General features: G+C 67.7%; 16 protein-coding genes and 1 pseudogene. 8 read left to right on the top strand and 9 right to left on the bottom strand.

Features of this window, described 5'->3' with window-relative positions; genetic code table 11:
• Positions 1-91: 91 nt before the first annotated feature.
• The 5 genes from WS91_RS28425 to WS91_RS28405 form a co-directional block, all read right to left on the bottom strand.
• A complete protein-coding gene (locus tag WS91_RS28425; RefSeq protein WP_038744626.1) occupies positions 92-871 on the bottom strand; it encodes a peptidylprolyl isomerase in 780 nt (259 codons plus the stop codon).
• Between the two features lie 24 nt (positions 872-895).
• Positions 896-1,216, bottom strand: coding sequence for a BolA family protein (locus WS91_RS28420; RefSeq protein ID WP_081989352.1), 321 nt, complete (start codon positions 1,214-1,216; stop codon positions 896-898).
• The gene (locus tag WS91_RS28415; RefSeq protein ID WP_038744625.1) at positions 1,213-1,743 is read right to left on the bottom strand and encodes a septation protein A; all 531 of its coding nucleotides are present in this window, start codon (positions 1,741-1,743) and stop codon (positions 1,213-1,215) included. Before WS91_RS28415 ends, WS91_RS28420 begins: the two co-directional genes overlap by 4 nt.
• A gap of 96 nt (positions 1,744-1,839) precedes the next feature.
• The gene (msrB, locus tag WS91_RS28410; RefSeq protein WP_038744624.1) at positions 1,840-2,271 is read right to left on the bottom strand and encodes a peptide-methionine (R)-S-oxide reductase MsrB; all 432 of its coding nucleotides are present in this window, start codon (positions 2,269-2,271) and stop codon (positions 1,840-1,842) included.
• An 85-nt stretch (positions 2,272-2,356) separates the two neighbouring features.
• Positions 2,357-3,922: a protein adenylyltransferase SelO gene (locus tag WS91_RS28405; protein ID WP_038744622.1), complete on the bottom strand. Its 1,566-nt coding sequence runs from the start codon at positions 3,920-3,922 to the stop codon at positions 2,357-2,359.
• Positions 3,923-4,049: 127 nt separating this feature from the next.
• Between WS91_RS28405 and WS91_RS28400 the strand changes: the two genes are divergently transcribed.
• From WS91_RS28400 to WS91_RS28385, 4 genes are all read left to right on the top strand, one after another.
• The gene (locus WS91_RS28400; RefSeq protein ID WP_038744621.1) at positions 4,050-5,690 is read left to right on the top strand and encodes a 3-(methylthio)propionyl-CoA ligase; all 1,641 of its coding nucleotides are present in this window, start codon (positions 4,050-4,052) and stop codon (positions 5,688-5,690) included.
• Positions 5,691-5,907: 217 nt separating this feature from the next.
• On the top strand, positions 5,908-7,992 hold the full coding sequence (locus WS91_RS28395) for a 3-hydroxyacyl-CoA dehydrogenase NAD-binding domain-containing protein (RefSeq protein WP_059671467.1): 2,085 nt from the start codon (positions 5,908-5,910) through the stop codon (positions 7,990-7,992).
• Between the two features lie 35 nt (positions 7,993-8,027).
• Positions 8,028-8,654, top strand: coding sequence for a bifunctional nicotinamidase/pyrazinamidase (gene pncA / locus WS91_RS28390; RefSeq protein ID WP_038744618.1), 627 nt, complete (start codon positions 8,028-8,030; stop codon positions 8,652-8,654).
• A gap of 73 nt (positions 8,655-8,727) precedes the next feature.
• Entirely contained in the window at positions 8,728-9,906 is a 1,179-nt protein-coding gene (locus tag WS91_RS28385) for an acetyl-CoA C-acyltransferase (RefSeq protein WP_059580720.1), read from the top strand.
• Between the two features lie 520 nt (positions 9,907-10,426).
• Here the strand turns inward: WS91_RS28385 and WS91_RS28375 are convergent.
• The gene (locus tag WS91_RS28375; RefSeq protein ID WP_038744615.1) at positions 10,427-10,891 is read right to left on the bottom strand and encodes a hypothetical protein; all 465 of its coding nucleotides are present in this window, start codon (positions 10,889-10,891) and stop codon (positions 10,427-10,429) included.
• A 620-nt stretch (positions 10,892-11,511) separates the two neighbouring features.
• Here WS91_RS28375 and WS91_RS28365 point away from each other — a divergent pair.
• Entirely contained in the window at positions 11,512-11,826 is a 315-nt protein-coding gene (locus tag WS91_RS28365; protein WP_059580732.1) for a Dabb family protein, read from the top strand.
• A complete protein-coding gene (locus WS91_RS28360; RefSeq protein ID WP_038744612.1) occupies positions 11,823-12,305 on the top strand; it encodes a PaaI family thioesterase in 483 nt (160 codons plus the stop codon). Before WS91_RS28365 ends, WS91_RS28360 begins: the two co-directional genes overlap by 4 nt.
• A 213-nt stretch (positions 12,306-12,518) precedes the next feature.
• Here WS91_RS28360 and WS91_RS28355 read toward each other — a convergent pair whose 3' ends face one another.
• From WS91_RS28355 to WS91_RS28345, 3 genes are read right to left on the bottom strand one after another with little or no spacing between them, the layout of a single operon-like run.
• Entirely contained in the window at positions 12,519-13,664 is a 1,146-nt protein-coding gene (locus tag WS91_RS28355) for an MFS transporter (RefSeq protein WP_059671464.1), read from the bottom strand.
• 10 nt (positions 13,665-13,674) lie between these two features.
• Positions 13,675-14,343, bottom strand: a complete 669-nt coding sequence (locus WS91_RS28350; protein WP_059671463.1) for an HAD family hydrolase — start codon at positions 14,341-14,343, stop codon at positions 13,675-13,677.
• Between the two features lie 14 nt (positions 14,344-14,357).
• Entirely contained in the window at positions 14,358-14,588 is a 231-nt protein-coding gene (locus WS91_RS28345; RefSeq protein WP_059671462.1) for a hypothetical protein, read from the bottom strand.
• Between the two features lie 105 nt (positions 14,589-14,693).
• On the opposite strand from WS91_RS28345, the pseudogene WS91_RS28340 reads away from it, so the two are divergent.
• Together WS91_RS28340 and WS91_RS28335 are read left to right on the top strand one after the other, a co-directional pair.
• Positions 14,694-15,388, top strand: a pseudogene (locus tag WS91_RS28340) (zinc-binding dehydrogenase).
• Between the two features lie 81 nt (positions 15,389-15,469).
• Positions 15,470-16,429 carry an alpha/beta hydrolase gene (locus tag WS91_RS28335; RefSeq protein WP_038744607.1) on the top strand — a complete coding sequence of 320 codons (960 nt, stop codon included), beginning with the start codon at positions 15,470-15,472 and terminating at the stop codon, positions 16,427-16,429.
• The last annotated feature ends 176 nt before the right edge of the window (positions 16,430-16,605 follow it).

Raw genomic sequence — 16,605 nt, 5'->3', positions numbered from 1 at the left:
CGCTCGTCGGCCCGGCAATCCGGCGCGCGCGCGCGGACAAAAAGAAAGCCGCTCCGAGGAGCGGCTTTCTCGTATCCGGCGCGATGCGGCGTTACTGGATCTTCGCCTGCTGACGCAGGCCTTCCTCGAACGCCTGCAGCTTCTGCTGGACCATCTGCTGCGCGATCTGCTGCTTGACCTGCTCGAACGGCGGCGGCGTGATGCTGCGGATGTCGTCGACGCGGATGATGTGCCAGCCGAACTGCGTCTTCACCGGCGTATCCGTCATCTGGCCTTTTTGCAACTGCTGCGCGGCCGCCGCGAATTCCGGCACGTACGCCTTCGGATCGGACCAGTCGAGATCACCGCCGTTCTTCGCCGAGCCCGGGTCCTTCGAGTATTGCTTCGCGAGATCCTCGAACTTCGCGCCGCCCTTGATCTTCGCGATCAGGTCCTTCGCCTGCTGCTCGTTTTCGACGAGGATGTGGTGCAGGTGATATTCGCGGCCGGCCGCGTTTTTCACGAGCTCGTCGTAGCGCGCCTTCAGTTCGGCGTCGCTCGGCTGGTTCTTCTTCAGGAAATCTTCGATCAGCGCGCGCAGCACGGCGGTCTGCTGCGCGACGACGATCTGCGCCTTCACGTCAGGACGATTCGGAATGCCGCGCTTGATCGCCTCCTGCATCAGGATCTCGCGATTGACGAGCTCCTGGCGCACCGCCTGCTCCAGCTGCGGCGTGTCCTGCTGACCTTGCTGGACGAGCTGCGCGATCATCGCGTCGGCGCGCGACTTCGGAATCGGCGTGCCGTTCACGACGGCGATGTTCTGGGCGAAAGCCGGAGCGGCCGCGAGAGCGGCTGCCGCGGCCCACAGGCGGGGAAATTTCAGGATCATCGGGAAGTTCCTAATGAGGCGGACTTATTGAGAACGGGAAGGCGCTGGATATTCTTCTGGCGTGTACGCAACGATCGCAAGCGCGTGGATGCCGCGTTGCATCGCATCGGCGAGCGCATCATACACCAGCCGGTGCCGCGCGACGCGGCTCTTGCCGGCGAACGCGGCCGACACGATCGTGACCGTGTAGTGGCCGCCCGAGGCGGCGCCCGCGTGGCCCGCGTGCTGCGCGCTGTCGTCGCGCACGTCGATCGATTCGGGCGCGAGCGCGGCGGATAGACGCGCCTCGATGAGCGCGATGCGCTCGGCAGGTGTCGCGTAGAGGAAGGTCTCGCTCATCGTCATTCGTCCTTCAGGTATTTCGCGAGCCAGAGGCTTTGCAGGATCACGAAGACGACGATCGCGCCCGTCGTGCCGAACAGCTTGAAGTTGACCCACTGTGATTCGGTGAAATTGCGCACGACGTACAGGTTCGTCACGCCGAGCGCCGCGAAGAACGCGGCCCAGGCGAGGTTCAGCTTGTCCCAGACCGGTTCGGGCAGCGTCAGCTGCTTGCCCATCATCTTCTCGATCAGGTTCTTGCCGAACACATAGCGCGCGGCGCAGAGGCCGGCGGCGAAGAGCCAGTAGAGGACGGTCGGCTTCCACTGGATGAACTTCTCGTCATGCAGCACGAGCGTCGCGCCGCCGAACACGACGATCACGCCGAGGCTCACCCACAGCATCGTGTCGACTTTCCGGTGGCGGAACGCGACCCAGGCTACCTGCGCGAGGGTCGCGGCGATCGCGACGGCCGTCGCGGTGAAAATGCCCCACAGCTTGAAGGCGGCGAAGAACAGAATGATCGGGAACAGATCGAACAGAAATTTCATGGTGCTCGCGGCTGCGTGGCGGGCATGGGGCCCGCCACCGTTGTAGGGACGCCCGTCGCGGCGTGTGCGCAGGCCGGCTCGTCGGCCTGCGCGGGCTCATGTCCGCTCGGGTTTAGCCTCGAAGTTTAACGCAGCCGAGTTGATGCAGTACCGCAATCCGGTTTTGTCGCGCGGGCCGTCCTCGAACACGTGGCCGAGATGCGCGCCGCACTGGTTGCAGCGCACTTCGACGCGCGTCATTCCGTGCGTGTAGTCCATTTTCTCGTCGATCACCTCGCCGTCGATCGGCTTGAAGTAGCTCGGCCAGCCGCAGCCCGAATGATATTTCGCGCCCGATTCGAAGAGCGCGGTGCCGCAGACGACGCAGTGGTAGATCCCCGCGTCCTCGGTATCCGTGTATTCGCCCGTGTGCGGCCGCTCGGTCGCCGCATGTTGCGTGACTTCGTATTGCAGCGGCGTGAGGCGGCGGCGTAGCTCGGCGTCATCCTTTTGATACGGATAACGCTTGTCGTCTCGATCTCCTGACATCTTCGATTCTCCTGATGGATTCATGCGCGACGTCCGCGGCGGCCGTGCGGCGTCGCACGGCACGCGGCGTCACGGCTTGGCGGCGTCACGACGAGCAGCTCACTTCGAGCGCGCTCGCCCAGTCGGGCGGCAGCGCCGCGTACGCGTCGTGCTCCGGCTGCTCGTCGAATGGGCGGCGCAGCACGGCCGCAAGGCGCTCGACTTCTGAAAAATCCTTCTCCTTCGCGCGGCGTATCGCCGTTTCCGCGAGATGGTTGCGCAGCACGTATTTCGGATTCGCGAGATTCATCGCGGCCGCGCGATGCGCGTCGTCGCGCGCTTCGTCCGACAGGCGCGCGCGGTAGAGGTTCGCCCAGCGGTCGAACGCGTCGCGATCGATGAAGAGATCGCGCACGGGCGCGTCGCCGCTCGCGTCGTGCTTCGACACGCGCGCGAGGCGGCGGAACGTCAGCGTGAAATCGGCATGGCTCGCATCCATGATCTCGAGCAACTGGTTCGCGAGCGCCGCGTCGCCTTCTTGCTCGCGCTCGAGGCCGAGCTTCGCGCGCATCGCGCGCTCGAGCGCGGGGCCGAACTGGTCGGGAAAGCGGCCGAGCACCGCGTGCGCGTCCTCGACCGCGCGCTCGGCGCGCGCGTCTTCGTTCGGCGCGTCGCGCTCGAGGCCGAAGAGCGGCAAGAGCGCCTGCGCGAGGCAGAAGCAGTTCCAGTGCGCGATGCGCGGCTGCATCCGGTACGCGTAGCGGCCGTGCGTGTCCGAGTGGTTGCAGACGTGCTTCGCGTCGAACGCGTCGATGAAGCCGAACGGACCGTAGTCGATCGTCACGCCGAGGATCGACATGTTGTCGGTGTTCATCACGCCGTGGCAGAAGCCGACCGCCTGCCATTGCGCGACGAGCTCGGCGGTGCGCCGCGTCGCTTCGGCGAGCAGCGCGAGATACGGATCGTCGGCGTCGCGGCACGACGGATAGAAGCGCTCGATCACGTGATCGGCGAGCGCGCGCAGCAGGTCGGGCCGGTCGTTCGCGAAGAAGTGCTCGAAATGGCCGAAGCGCACGAAGCTCTCCGCGACGCGCGTGACGACCGCCGACGTTTCGATTTCCTCGCGGATCACCGGCTGGTCCGAGCCGATCACGGCGAGCGCGCGCGTCGTCGGAATGCCGAGATGGTGCATCGCCTCCGAGCACAGGAATTCGCGAATCGACGAGCGCAGCACCGCGCGGCCGTCGCCCATGCGCGAATACGGCGTGCGGCCCGAGCCCTTCAGTTGCAGCTCGTAGCGGCGGCCGTCGTGCTCGAGCTCGCCGATCGTGAGCGCGCGCCCGTCGCCGAGCTGGCCCGCCCACACGCCGAACTGGTGGCCCGAGTAGACCGATGCGTACGGCAGCGACGCCTGCGCCCAGTCGCGCGTCGGGTTGCCGCAGAACAGCTCGGCGAAGCCGGGCGCGTCGCGCAGCGCGGGATCGAGGCCGAGCGTGCGCGCCGCGTCGTCGGAGAAGCCGACGACGTACGGCGCGGGCAGCGGCGCGGCGGGCAGCCGGGTCAGGAAGGCGCCGCCGAGCTGTGCGAACGCGTCGCGTCGCGGCGCGGCGAGCGTCGCGGCGAGATCGGGGAGAGGGGCGGCCGGTGCGGCTTCGCTTGTGGAAAACGACATATTGCTGATCTGTAAGTTAGCCGATATTGTAAGTCCGCGCCGCGCGGGGCGCTCGGAGCCGCCCGCACGCCGTCGAGCCGTTCGCAGCAGACCGTATCGGAAAAATAATTCAGGGAGAAGGAAAACGATGGGTAAGCCGTTGCTGGGCCAGATGATGGATATGCCGCTTCTCGTGTCGTCGCTGATCGCGCATGCGGCGCGGCATGCGGGCGACGTCGAGATCGTGTCGCGACGCGTCGAGGGCGACATTCACCGCTATACCTATCGCGATTGCGAAGCGCGTTCCAAACGGCTCGCGCAGGCGCTGATCCGCCTGGGCGCTGGTGCGGGCGACCGGATTGGAACGCTCGCGTGGAACGGCTACCGGCACGTCGAGGCGTATTACGGGATCAGCGGGATGGGCGCCGTCTGCCACACGATCAATCCGCGCCTCTTTCCCGAGCAGATCGCGTACATCGTCAATCACGCCGACGACCAGTACGTGCTGTTCGACCTGACCTTCGCGCCGCTCGTCGACCAGCTCGCGCCGCAATGCCCGAACGTGAAGGGCTGGATCGCGATGACGGACGACGCGCACCTGCCGAAGGGCGCGACGCCGTATCTCTGCTACGAAACGCTCGTCGGCGCGCAGAACGGCGATTACGCGTGGCCGCTCCTCGACGAGCGGCAGGCGTCGTCGCTCTGCTACACGTCCGGCACGACGGGCCACCCGAAGGGCGCGCTCTATTCGCATCGCTCGACGGTGCTGCATGCGTACGGCGCGGCGCTGCCCGACGCGATGGGGCTGTCGTCGCTCGACGCGGCGCTGCCCGTCGTGCCGATGTTCCACGTCAACGCGTGGGGGCTGCCGTACACGGCGGCGCTCACGGGCGCGAAGCTCGTGCTGCCGGGCAAGGATCTCGACGGCAAGTCGCTGTACGAGCTGATGGAGGCCGAGCGCGTGACGTTCTCGGCGGGCGTGCCGACGGTGTGGCTCGGCCTGCTCGCGTACATGCGCGAGGCGGGCGTGCGCTTCTCCACGCTCGAGCGCACGGTGATCGGCGGCTCCGCGTGTCCGCCGTCGATGCTGAAGGCGTTCGAGGACGACTACGACGTGCGGGTGATCCACGCGTGGGGGATGACCGAGCTGTCGCCGCTCGGCACGCTGTCCAAGCTCAACTGGGCGCAGTCGCAGCGCGGCGCCGACGAGCAGCGGCGGCTGCTCGAGAAACAGGGCCGGGTGATCTACGGGATCGACATGCGGATCGTCGGCGAGGACGGCCGCGAGCTGCCGTGGGACGGCGTCGCGTTCGGCGATCTTCAGGTGCGCGGGCCGTGGGTGATCGACCGCTATTTCGGGGGCGACGCGTCGCCGCTCGTCGACGGCTGGTTTCCGACGGGCGACGTCGCGACGATCGACGCCGACGGCTTCCTGCAGATCACCGACCGCAGCAAGGACGTGATCAAGTCGGGCGGCGAGTGGATCAGCTCGATCGACGTCGAGAACGTCGCGGTCGCGCATCCGGCCGTCGCCGAGGCCGCGTGCATCGCATGCGCGCATCCGAAGTGGACCGAGCGGCCGCTTCTCGTCGTCGTCAGGCGCGCCGGGATGGACGTGACGCGCGAGGAACTGCTCGCGTTCTACGTCGGCAAGGTCGCGAAATGGTGGATTCCGGACGATGTCGCGTTCGTCGACGCGCTGCCGCACACGGCGACGGGCAAGCTGCAAAAGCTCAAGCTGCGCGAGCAGTTCCGGCACCACGTGCTGCCGACGGCCGTCGACGCGTAAGCGCGCCGGACGACCCGCCCGCCGGCCCGCGCCGGCCGGTCGGGGTGCGGGCCATCACTAAATTGAACGACCGTTCTTTTTTGAGGTATCCTGCCTCTGTTTCTCGACACTCAGAAAATGGCGCATCGACCGCGCGGCCTTCCGGCCGTTGGCGGACAATGACCGCATCACAGCTGGCGCCGCCGCACCGGCCGCGCATACGCATGGAGGCAGGCAGATGGCAGTGGACTACACGACTCGCGACGGCGTCGCCGTCATCACGCTCAACAATCCGCCCGTCAACGGCCTCGGCCTGTCGACGCGGCTCGGCGTCATGGCAGGGCTCGAGCGCGCGCAGCGCGACCCGTCCGTTGCGGCGATCGTGCTCACGGGCGCGGGCCGCGCGTTTTCGGGCGGCGCGGACATCACCGAATTCAACACGCCGAAGGCGCTGCAGGAGCCGACGCTGCACACCGTGATCGACGCCGTCGAGGCGAGCGGCAAGCCCGTCGTCGTCGCGATTCACAGCGTCGCGATGGGCGGCGGCCTCGAGCTCGCGCTCGGCGCGCATTACCGCGTCGCGTCGCCCGGCGCGCAGATCGCGCTGCCCGAAGTGAAGCTCGGCATCCTGCCGGGCGCGGGCGGCACGCAGCGCCTGCCGCGCGCGGTCGGTCTCGAGACCGCGCTGAACATGATCGTCTCCGGCGCGCCCGTGCCGTCCGAGCAGCTCGCGAAGAGCGGCCTGTTCGACGCGCTCGTCGAAGGCGATCTGCTCGACGCGGCCGTCGCGTTCGCGCGCAAGGCGGGTGCTGCAGGCGGCCCGCACCCGCGCGTGCGCGACCGCGAGATCGTTCACGAAAACGCGGCGGGCTTCATCCAGTTCGCGCGCAACAGCGTGAAGGCGGTGGCGCAGCATTATCCGGCGCCGCACAAGTGCGTCGACGCGATCGAGGCGGGCGTGCTGCAAGGCTTCGACAAGGGGCTCGCGTTCGAGCGCGATTGCTTCATTGCGCTCGTGCAGACGCCCGAGAGCCGCGCGCTGCGCCATGCGTTCTTCGGCGAGCGCGCGGCGAGCAAGATTCCCGACGTGCCGGCCGACACGCCCGTGCGCGAGATCAAATCGGTCGCGGTGATCGGCGCGGGCACGATGGGCGGCGGGATCACGATGAACTTCCTGAACGCGGGCCTGCCCGTCACGCTGCTCGAGACGAAGCAGGACGCGCTCGATCGCGGGCTGGCCACGATCCGCAAGAACTACGACGCGCAGGTGAAGAAGGGCAAGCTCACGCAGGAAAAGCTCGACGCGCGGATGGCGCTCGTCAGGCCGACCCTGTCGTACGACGATCTGAAGGACGCCGATCTCGTGATCGAGGCGGTGTTCGAGGAGCTCGGCGTGAAGGAGCAGGTGTTCGCGCGGCTCGACGCAGTCGCGAAGCCGGGCGCGATCCTCGCATCGAACACGTCGACGCTCGACGTGAACAAGATCGCCGCATTCACGAAGCGCCCGCAGGACGTCGTCGGCATGCACTTCTTCAGCCCGGCGAACGTGATGAAGCTGCTCGAAGTCGTGCGCGGCGAGAAGACCGCGAAGGACGTGCTCGCGACCGTGATGCAGCTCGCGAAGAAGATCCGCAAGACGGCGGTCGTGTCCGGCGTGTGCGACGGCTTCATCGGCAACCGGATGATCGAGCAGTACATCCGCCAGGCGCTCTTCATGCTCGAGGAAGGCGCGCTGCCCGCGCAAGTCGATCGCGCGATCGAGAAGTTCGGCTTCGCGATGGGGCCGTTCCGGATGAGCGACCTGGCCGGCAACGACATCGGCTGGGCGATTCGCAAGCGCCGCTACGTCGAGCAGCCGGATCTGCACTACTCGAAGATCGCCGATCGCCTCTGCGAGCAGGGCCGCTTCGGCCAGAAGACGGGCGCGGGCTGGTACGACTACGTGCCGGGCGAGCGCAACGCGAAGCCGTCGAAGCTCGTCGACGAGATGGTCGTCGCGTATTCGAAGGAGCGCGGCGTCGAGCGGCGCAAGATCGGCGACGACGAGATCGTCGAGCGGCTCGTCTACGCGCTCGTCAACGAAGGCGCGAAGATTCTCGAGGAGAAGATCGCGTCGAAGGCGTCCGACATCGACATGGTCTACCTGACGGGCTACGGCTTCCCGCTCTGGCGCGGCGGCCCGATGCTGTACGCGGACACGGTCGGCCTCTACAACGTCGAGCGCGCGATGCGCGGCTACGCGCAGCGCGCGAACGGCGACGCGTGGCAGATCGCGCCGTCGATCGCCGAGCTCGCCGCGAGCGGACGCGGTTTCAACGCGTGACGCGCGGCGGCGTCGCCCATTGACGGAGCACCACGATGCAGCGCACCGACGATGTCCTACTCGTGATCGACGTGCAGAACGACTTCATGCCGGGCGGCGCGCTCGCGGTTGCGCGCGGCGACGAAGTCGTGCCGGCGATCAACCGCCTCGCCGCGCGCTTCGATCAGGTCGTGCTGACGCAGGACTGGCATCCGCGCGATCACGTGTCGTTCGCGGCGAACCATCCGGGCGTCGCGCCGTTCTCGACGATCGCGCTGCCGTACGGCGAGCAGGTGCTCTGGCCCGTGCACTGCGTGCAGGGCACGCAAGGCGCGGCGCTGCATCGCGATCTCGACATCCCGCATGCGCGGCTCGTGATCCGCAAGGGGCGCGACGCGTCCGTCGACAGCTACTCGGCGTTCGTCGAAGCCGATCGCAAGACGCCGACGGGCCTCGCCGGCTATCTGCGCGAGCTCGGCGTGAAGCGCGTGTGGTGCTGCGGACTCGCGACTGATTATTGCGTCGCGTGGTCCGCGCTCGACGCGCGCGCGGCGGGCTTCGACGCGGCGGTGATCGAGGACGCGTGCCGCGCGATCGATCTCGACGGCTCGCTCGCGCGCGCGTGGGCCTCGCTCGCCGCGGCGGGCGTCGCGCGCGTGCAGTCGGCCGACGTCAATCCGTAAGCGCCGCTTCGCGAACGCCGCCTCGACCCATTTCATCGCATCGACACTCAGCATTCAGAATCAGGAGACTCGGATGACCGAAGCCGTAATCGTATCGACCGCCCGCACCGGGCTCGCGAAATCCTGGCGCGGCGCGTTCAACATGACGCACGGCGCGACGCTCGGCGGCCACGTGGTCGCGGCCGCCGTCGAGCGGGCGAAGCTCGATCCCGCGCGCGTCGAGGACGTGCTGATCGGCTGCGCGAACCCCGAAGGCGCGACGGGCGCGAACATCGCGCGGCAGATCGCGCTGCGCGCGGGGCTGCCCGTCGGCGTGCCGGGGATGACCGTCAATCGCTTCTGCTCGTCGGGATTGCAGACGATCGCGCTCGCCGCGCAGCGCGTGATCGCGGGCGAGGGCGACGTGTTCGTCGCGGGCGGCGTCGAGTCGATCTCGTGCGTGCAGAACGAAATGAACCGGCACATGCTGCGCGAAGGCTGGCTCGACGCGCACAAGCCGGAGATCTACTGGACGATGCTGCAGACGGCCGAGAACGTCGCGAAGCGCTACGGCATCTCGAAGGAGCGCCAGGACGAGTACGGCGCGAATTCGCAGCTTCGCGCGGCGGCCGCGCAGGCGGCGGGGCGCTTCGACGCCGAGATCGTGCCGATCACCGTGCGCGCGGGCGTCGCCGACAAGGCGACGGGCCGCCTTTACACGAAGGAAGTGACGCTCGCGGCCGACGAGGGCATCCGGGCCGATACGACGCTCGAGGGCGTCGCGAAGATTCGTCCGGCGCTGCCGGGCGGCGTGATCACCGCAGGCAACGCGAGCCAGTTCTCCGACGGCGCGGCCGCGTGCGTCGTGATGAACGCGACGCTCGCGCAGCGCGAAGGGCTCGCGCCGCTCGGCATCTTCCGCGGCTTCGCGGTTGCCGGCTGCGAGCCCGACGAGATGGGCATCGGGCCCGTCTACGCGGTGCCGAAGCTCTTGAAGCAGGCGGGGCTCAAGGTGTCCGACATCGATCTGTGGGAGCTGAACGAGGCGTTCGCGGTGCAGGTGCTCTATTGCCGCGACACGCTCGGGATTCCCGACGATCGCCTGAACGTGAACGGCGGCGCGATCGCGGTGGGCCATCCGTACGGCGTGTCGGGCGCGCGGCTCACGGGCCATGCGCTGATCGAAGGCAAGCGGCGCGGCGCGAAGTACGTCGTCGTGACGATGTGCATCGGCGGCGGGCAGGGCGCGGCGGGGTTGTTCGAAGTGGTCTGACGGCGGCGCGCGGGCCGAGGGCGATCCGTTCGACGGCATTGCCGGTTCGAACGAGCGCGGCGGGTTTCTGCCGTCGCTCGCGCATTTCGCCGCTGCGTTGAAGAAGCGGCGGGCGCTCGGCATCGAACCGAGCCCGCCGATGCACGGTCCGGCGATCGAAGCGCGCATGCCGGACCGGAGCGCATCGAGCGCTTGATCGCGTATTGCGGCCGAGACGGGCGGGGCGAGGGCGGGCCGAACGCGCGCGCAGCGGCGGATGTCGCGCAGGCGTTGCATCGCGCGATGCGGCGCGGGCATCGCGCATGGCGGCCCCGGTCTCGCCGGCGGGCGTTCGAGCACGCGGGCGCGCGGCGGTTCGTTGCACATCGAGCCGAACGCGCGCCGTGTGATCTTTTTCATCCTGCGACGCATGCGGCGCGCTCGATCGGTTGGCCCGCGTGACGGGGCCGCCGGTTGGCCCGCGCGATGCGCCGTCGCTCGGCTCGGCGCGCCGATCAGTCGGATTTCGGCGGCCTTTCCACTAGTATTTCGGCGGTTTTTTCACGAGGGGCGACTGTATGCCCGCAAGCTTGCGGTCGATCGTTCCGTCTTTGATGCCTTCCACCTGAAGCACGCGCTGCAACGGCGACGCGGGCGTGACGGGCTTCTCCTTGTTGTGCCGGGGCGCGATCCCGACCCTCTTGCCGAGATGGTAGATGCCGGAAAGCGTGCGTGCTTCCCATGCCGGGTACTTGCCGTTCGCGACCCAATCCCGCGTCAGAAAATAGTGCTCGACACAGGCCATGATCTCGTCGTCCTTGTCGACAAGATTGCCGGGCAGATTCGGCGGCGCCTGAACGCCGCCAAAGCCGGCGTTTCGCACCAAGTACAAATCGCGTGCAATCCGTTCGGACCGTTCGGTGGCGGACTTGACGCCCAAAACGGTCGAGTAGTGGCGATCCCAGCGCTCGATGAGCATCCGGATCGTCGATTCCTTGGGGAACACTTTGCGCTCCTTGCATTCAGGTGGAGCATGTGCGGACCAACCGCGGACGTCGCATCGCTCCCGTCTCCGATGTATCCGGGCGTCATTCGAGTGTCGGGCGGCGGCGTCTTCGACAGGATTCGACGTTCCGCGGGAATCGGCATCCGGATGCCCGATCGCGCGGCGATGCGCGCAGTCGGCGTTCGACGCGGCTATCGTCAGGCAAAAATCAGTATAGGACGAGCGACGCGATTAGCCAGCGTCCTGTCGGCCGCACGGCAGGCGGCAGCCGCCGGCGGCGATCGCGCGGCGGCGCGCCGTGGCGAACCGGACGCGGTTTCGTGCGCCGCACAAGGCGGCGTCATGCCTGCCGGGCGACGGGCGCCGGATCTGTCGCGCGTTTCGCGGCCGCCCGCGCGTCTTCGCCTCGCCGGGCTCGCGCAAGACCCATCGGAATCGATAAGTTTGGTAGGCTTGCTGTCTGTCTCGGCTCGGCGGATGTCGCCGCACTTCGGGGCGCCGTCGCCGCGAGCGCCGATTGCTCCGGCGGGCGCCGCATGCGAGCGGCTGCACGCATCGGAAGCAGGGCCGCGCGCCGGCGAGGCGGAATTGACGAACGACTGCGAAGAACCACGGACATCATGATCAGACACATCGTAAGCTGGAAACTGAAGGAATCGGCCGAAGGCGCGACTCGCGCGCAGAACGCGCAGAAGCTCAAGGCGAAGCTCGAAGCGTGCCGCGGCATCGTGCCGGGGCTGCTGCATCTCGAAGTCGGGCTCGCGACGCCCGGCCTCGAGGCGACCTGCGACGTCGTGCTCGTGTCCGACTTCGCCGACAAGGCCGCGCTCGACGCGTACCAGGGGCATCCGGTGCACGAGGAAGTGAAGAAGTTCGTCGGCGCGGTGCGCGAGAGCCGCGAGTGCATCGACTACCTCGTCGACGAAGCGCGATGAGCGCCGGCTCCGCCACGACCGGCCGCGAGCCGGCGATCGAAAGCCCGTTCGTCGACGCGCTCGGCGTGCAGCTCGTTTGCGCGAAGGACGGCGCGAGCGAGATCGTACTGCCGCTCGCCGAGCAGCACATGAACACGTGGAACATCGCGCACGGCGGCGTCACGATGACGCTCGCCGACGTCGCGCTCGCGATGGCCGCGCGCAGCCTGACCGACGACGGCGTCGGCGTCGTCACGGTCGAGATGAAGGTGAACTTCATGCAGCCGGGGCGCGGCGAGCTGCGCGCGTACGGCCGCGTGCTGCATCGCTCGACGACGATGGCGTACTGCGAGGGCGAGGTTCGCGACAGCGCGGGCAACTTCGTCGCGAAGGCGCTGGGCACGTTCAAGTACATGAAGCGGCTCGCGGTCGGCCGCGACATCGCGCGGCAGCGCACCCGCACCGATCCGGGCGCGCATCCCGGCCCGAGCGACGCGTGAGCACGGGCGGTCAGTCGCTCGGGGGCGCCCGGCGTCCGTCTGGGGCGCTCGCGCGCCCCGGCCGCGACGCGACAGACGATGCACGGGGCGGCCCCGGCGCGACCGACGCACGATCGTGGCGCCGCTCACGCGGGCCGCGATGCGAAACGGAGGCGAAAGCGTATTCGCTGAAGCCCACACGCTGTGCGCCTCATGACACGCGGCGCAGATCGGTCAATCGAGACGGAACGCCCGCGCGCCGAGAAAGAGCGTCGTGGACAGGAGCGTGACGCAGACGAATGCGCCGGCGAGAGAGAGTGCGTGCGCAAGCCCGCCGATCATGGCCGGGCCGATCAGAATGCCGGAGTAACCCAGTGTGGAGACGGCCGCGACCGCGTGCGAGTCCGGCATCGCGGATTGGTTGCCGGAGGCCGTAAACAACATCGGAGCGATATTGGCGACGCCCAGGCCGATCAACAAGAACGCCGCGGCAAGCATCCACAGGGAACTGCTGGACACCAGCAGGACGAACCCGGACGTCGCGAGCAGCGCACTGCCGATGAACACGCGTTTCGTGCCGAACAGGCCGACGACCTTGTCGCCGAAAAAACGCCCCGTGGTCATCGTGACGGCGAACAGCGTATAACCTAGTCCGGCTCGATTGACGTCGAGATCCCGCTGACTGCTCAGGAGGATGCCGCTCCAATCGAGCATTGATCCTTCCATGACGTAGGCCACGCAACAGAGAAATCCCAAGACGATCACGCTGCCGTGCGGCAGGACAAAAAAAGGGGTATCGCCGCGTTCTGCTTCGTTGGACAGACCGTTCCAAGTGGAAAGCGTCAACAGCCCGATGAACAGCAGTTCCAGCACGACGACGAACAACGGCGTCGCACCCAACGCCAGCAGAGCGCTGACGACACCCGCGCCGACGATGCCGCCCAGGCTGAAGAGGGCATGAAAGCCGGACATGATCGGTCTTTGCACGCGTTTCTCCGTGGCGACTGCATGGATGTTGACGACGACGTCCATCGCCCCAATGCCGGCGCCGAAGAGGAACAGCACTCCCGCGAGCGGCAGTGCGGCATTTAGCGACACCAGCGCCGGCAGCGTCGCCAATACGAGCAGCACCGCGAGCGCGAAAATTCGCCTGCAGCCGTAGCGGGCCGCCAGCATGCCGGATATCGGCATCATCAGAAGCGAACCCAGGCCGAAAGCGAGTAGTACCGCTCCCATCGCGCCGTTCTCGATCTGCAGGCGCTGCTTGGTCAATGGGATCAGCGGGGCCCAGCTCGCGAGGCTGCATCCGGCGATGAAGAAGGCTTTGCGCGTGGCCGATACCGGTTCGCGCGCGGGTGCGGAAATATGCAATTCAGACACGATCGGTACCTTAAAACGCGTTGCCGGAGTGCGAGGAGGGGAGCGAATCGGACAGGCTCAGCGATTGGAAGTCTGCGATGTCGCTCAGTCGATTGATCACCGCGGTGGCTTCGTCGTAACGCTGTTGCGCGGACAGCGCGTGCGGCCATGCGTACACTTTCGCGATGCCGGCAAGCGTGGCCGAGCGGATACCGAGGTCGGTGTCCTCGATCACGATCGCGTCGCCGGCCTGCGCCCCCAGTTGCTCGAGCATCGCCAGATAGGGGTCGGGGTGCGGTTTGGTGCGTGGCACGTCGTCGCCGGAAATCAGCTGGATCGGCGTCGCGAGGCCGAGCAGCGCGATATTGGCGAGGCACACGTCGCGTGGGGCGGTCGAACCGAAACCGAACCGGATGCGTTGCCTTTCCAGTGCCGCCGTCAGCATCGAGACACCGGGGCGCAGGTAATGCGTACTCAGTTTCGACCGGTAGGTGTCGACGGCTCGACTCAAGATTTCTGTTCGACGGTCGGCGGGCACCTGGATGTGCTCGAGCGTTTTCTCCAGGCTCAGGCCGATGAGCTCCTGCGGGCTGAAGCGTTCTGTTTGCTCCGGCGCGAGCGCGCGCAGCACGTCGAAATGCAGTTGTTCGCTGTCGACGATCACGCCGTCGATGTCAAAGATCACAGTTGATTTGCTCATCGCATGTCCGTCGGTCAATGAATGTCGGCCAGCCGAAGCAGCACCTTGCAATTGGGCGTTTCGAGCGGCGCCATCGTTTGGTGCGCAATGTCGCATCCGACGGTGCGGAAGGCCTGCCGGTAATCGGCGAAGTCGAACACGTGGCTGACCAGACGGGCGGTCGGAATCTCGCCGTCGCGAAATTGGAACGTTTGATAGGTACGCCGCCCGTCTTGATCGATCGGATTGGGCTTGGGGCGTGACATTGAGACACAGACAGGCATCGCGTGGACCGGACGTTGGCCGATGGCCGGGCACCGAGTGCCATCTGTCAGGCTGGATCTCACCGATCATCGACAAGGAGCCGGGCGATGTCGCAGGTCAGGCGGCGGAGCCTGCTTGTGTCTCGTGCCGGGCGCGGCGCGAACGTCGGTATTTTCTCGTCCGTCGAAACGTCACGTGCTTACGGCGAGGTGCGCGTGTGCAACCATTTCGTGTCGATCGGTCCGTGCATGCGCAAGCAGATGAATGCCGGAAAATCGTATTTCGCGATGCGGCCGCTCGCGGGGCAACTCGCCGGCTGCCGCGTGCCCGGCATCGCGGGCGGCGCGGACAAGTGCCGCTACATCGTCGACCCGCTCGGCTTCGACGTGTGCGTCGACTACAAGGCCGGCCGGCTCGCCGACGATTTCTCGGCCGTCGTGCCGGACGGCGTCGACGGCTATTTCCAGAAGGTCGGCGGCGCGGTGCTCGACGCGACGCTCGCGCTGATGAATCCGTTCGGCCGCATCGCGATGTGCGGGATGATCGCGGTGTACGGCGGCGCGTCGGTGCCGCTCGCGAACGCAGCGCTGATCCTGCGCCAGCGGCTGCTCATGCAGGGTTTCATCGTGTCCGAGCGCTTCGACGTGTGGCCGGAGGCGCTCGCGCAGTTCGCATCGCTCGTCGCGCAGAAGAAGCTGCATTGTCGCGAGACGACCGCGCAGGGATCGAGCGCGCGCCCGGCGCGCCGCTCGGGTTGCTCAAAGGACGCAATGTCGGCAAGCAGCTTGTCGCGCCCGTGTGACGGGCCGTGGCATCATACGGTGCTCGTTCCAAGCCTTTTCGCCGGCGCGCTTGCGCCGCCTGCTCGCCGTTTGCCCTCACGATGCCGCTGAATCCGAAGATCGCGCAGGTGCTCGACATGATCGAGCGCGCGAAACGTCCCGATTATCACGAACAGACGCCCGCGCAGGCGCGCGCGGCGTACGAGAAGAGCGCGCCGATCCTCGACGTCGCGCCCGCGCCGATGTTTTCGGTCGAGGACCTGCGCTTGCCGGCGCGCGACGGCGGCGCGTTCGGCGCGCGGCTCTATCTGCCCGTCGAGCCGAGTCTGGCCGAGCCGCTGCCCGCGCTCGTCTACTACCACGGCGGCGGTTTCACGGTCGGCAGCGTCGACACGCACGACGCGCTGTGCCGGATGTTCGCGCGCGACGCGCGCTGTGCGGTGCTGTCGGTCGATTACAGGCTCGCGCCGGAGCATAAGTTCCCGACGGCGATCGACGACGCGCAGGATGCGCTCGTGTGGCTGCACGCGCACGCGTCGAGCCTCGGGGTCGACCGGGAGCGGCTCGCGGTCGGCGGCGACAGCGCGGGCGGCACGCTCGCCACCGTGTGCGCGGTGCTCGCGCGCGATCGTGGAATTGCGCTTGCGCTGCAACTGCTGATCTATCCGGGGACGACGGGGCACCAGCAGACCGAGTCGCACGCGCGGCTCGCGAAGGGCTATCTGCTGTCGGCCGACACGATCCAGTGGTTTTTCGAGCATTACGTGCGCGACGCGTCGGATCGCGACGACTGGCGCTTCGCGCCGCTCGACGGCACGCGCGGCGCGCCTTCCTTCGAGCGCGTCGCGCCCGCGTGGATCGCGACGGCGGAGTACGATCCGCTGTCCGACGAGGGCGACGCATACGCGGACAAGCTGCGCGCGGCGGGCAACCGGGTGACGCTCGTCGCGTACTCGGGGATGATTCACGAGTTCTTCAAGATGGGCGGTTTCGTGCCCGAAGTGCGGCTCGCGCATGCGGACGCGGCGAGCGCGCTGCGCGCGGCGTTCGAAGGCGACTGAGCGCGAACGCGAAGGCGGGCGCGAACGTGAAGTCGCGCGGGACGGTCGGTTCGGTCGTGCGTAGGATTCGCGAACCGGGGCGCGCGTTGCCGATCGTGCATGCATGACGCGGCGGCGGCGCAGCGCTGCGGCTGCTGACGCTCGTGTCGCCGGCTTCGCTTCGGCGTCGGCTGATC

The sequence above is a fragment of the Burkholderia sp. MSMB1498 genome, assembly GCF_001526245.1.
Lineage (GTDB): Bacteria > Pseudomonadota > Gammaproteobacteria > Burkholderiales > Burkholderiaceae > Burkholderia > Burkholderia savannae.
Note: the sequence above shows the minus strand (reverse complement) of the source record. Positions and strands in the feature narration are given on the sequence as shown.

Bases quoted from the DNA above. Each gene is read 5' to 3' on its own strand.
- WS91_RS28365 (WP_059580732.1), top strand. From the start codon at position 11,512: ATGATCAGACACATCGTAAGCTGGAAACTGAAGGAATCGGCCGAAGGC.
- WS91_RS28360 (WP_038744612.1), top strand. From the start codon at position 11,823: ATGAGCGCCGGCTCCGCCACGACCGGCCGCGAGCCGGCGATCGAAAGC.
- pncA (WP_038744618.1), top strand. From the start codon at position 8,028: ATGCAGCGCACCGACGATGTCCTACTCGTGATCGACGTGCAGAACGAC.
- WS91_RS28350 (WP_059671463.1), bottom strand. From the start codon at position 14,343: ATGAGCAAATCAACTGTGATCTTTGACATCGACGGCGTGATCGTCGAC.
- WS91_RS28335 (WP_038744607.1), top strand. From the start codon at position 15,470: ATGCCGCTGAATCCGAAGATCGCGCAGGTGCTCGACATGATCGAGCGC.
- WS91_RS28400 (WP_038744621.1), top strand. From the start codon at position 4,050: ATGGGTAAGCCGTTGCTGGGCCAGATGATGGATATGCCGCTTCTCGTG.
- WS91_RS28420 (WP_081989352.1), bottom strand. From the start codon at position 1,216: ATGACGATGAGCGAGACCTTCCTCTACGCGACACCTGCCGAGCGCATC.
- WS91_RS28395 (WP_059671467.1), top strand. From the start codon at position 5,908: ATGGCAGTGGACTACACGACTCGCGACGGCGTCGCCGTCATCACGCTC.
- msrB (WP_038744624.1), bottom strand. From the start codon at position 2,271: ATGTCAGGAGATCGAGACGACAAGCGTTATCCGTATCAAAAGGATGAC.
- WS91_RS28425 (WP_038744626.1), bottom strand. From the start codon at position 871: ATGATCCTGAAATTTCCCCGCCTGTGGGCCGCGGCAGCCGCTCTCGCG.
- WS91_RS28415 (WP_038744625.1), bottom strand. From the start codon at position 1,743: ATGAAATTTCTGTTCGATCTGTTCCCGATCATTCTGTTCTTCGCCGCC.
- WS91_RS28405 (WP_038744622.1), bottom strand. From the start codon at position 3,922: ATGTCGTTTTCCACAAGCGAAGCCGCACCGGCCGCCCCTCTCCCCGAT.
- WS91_RS28345 (WP_059671462.1), bottom strand. From the start codon at position 14,588: ATGTCACGCCCCAAGCCCAATCCGATCGATCAAGACGGGCGGCGTACC.
- WS91_RS28385 (WP_059580720.1), top strand. From the start codon at position 8,728: ATGACCGAAGCCGTAATCGTATCGACCGCCCGCACCGGGCTCGCGAAA.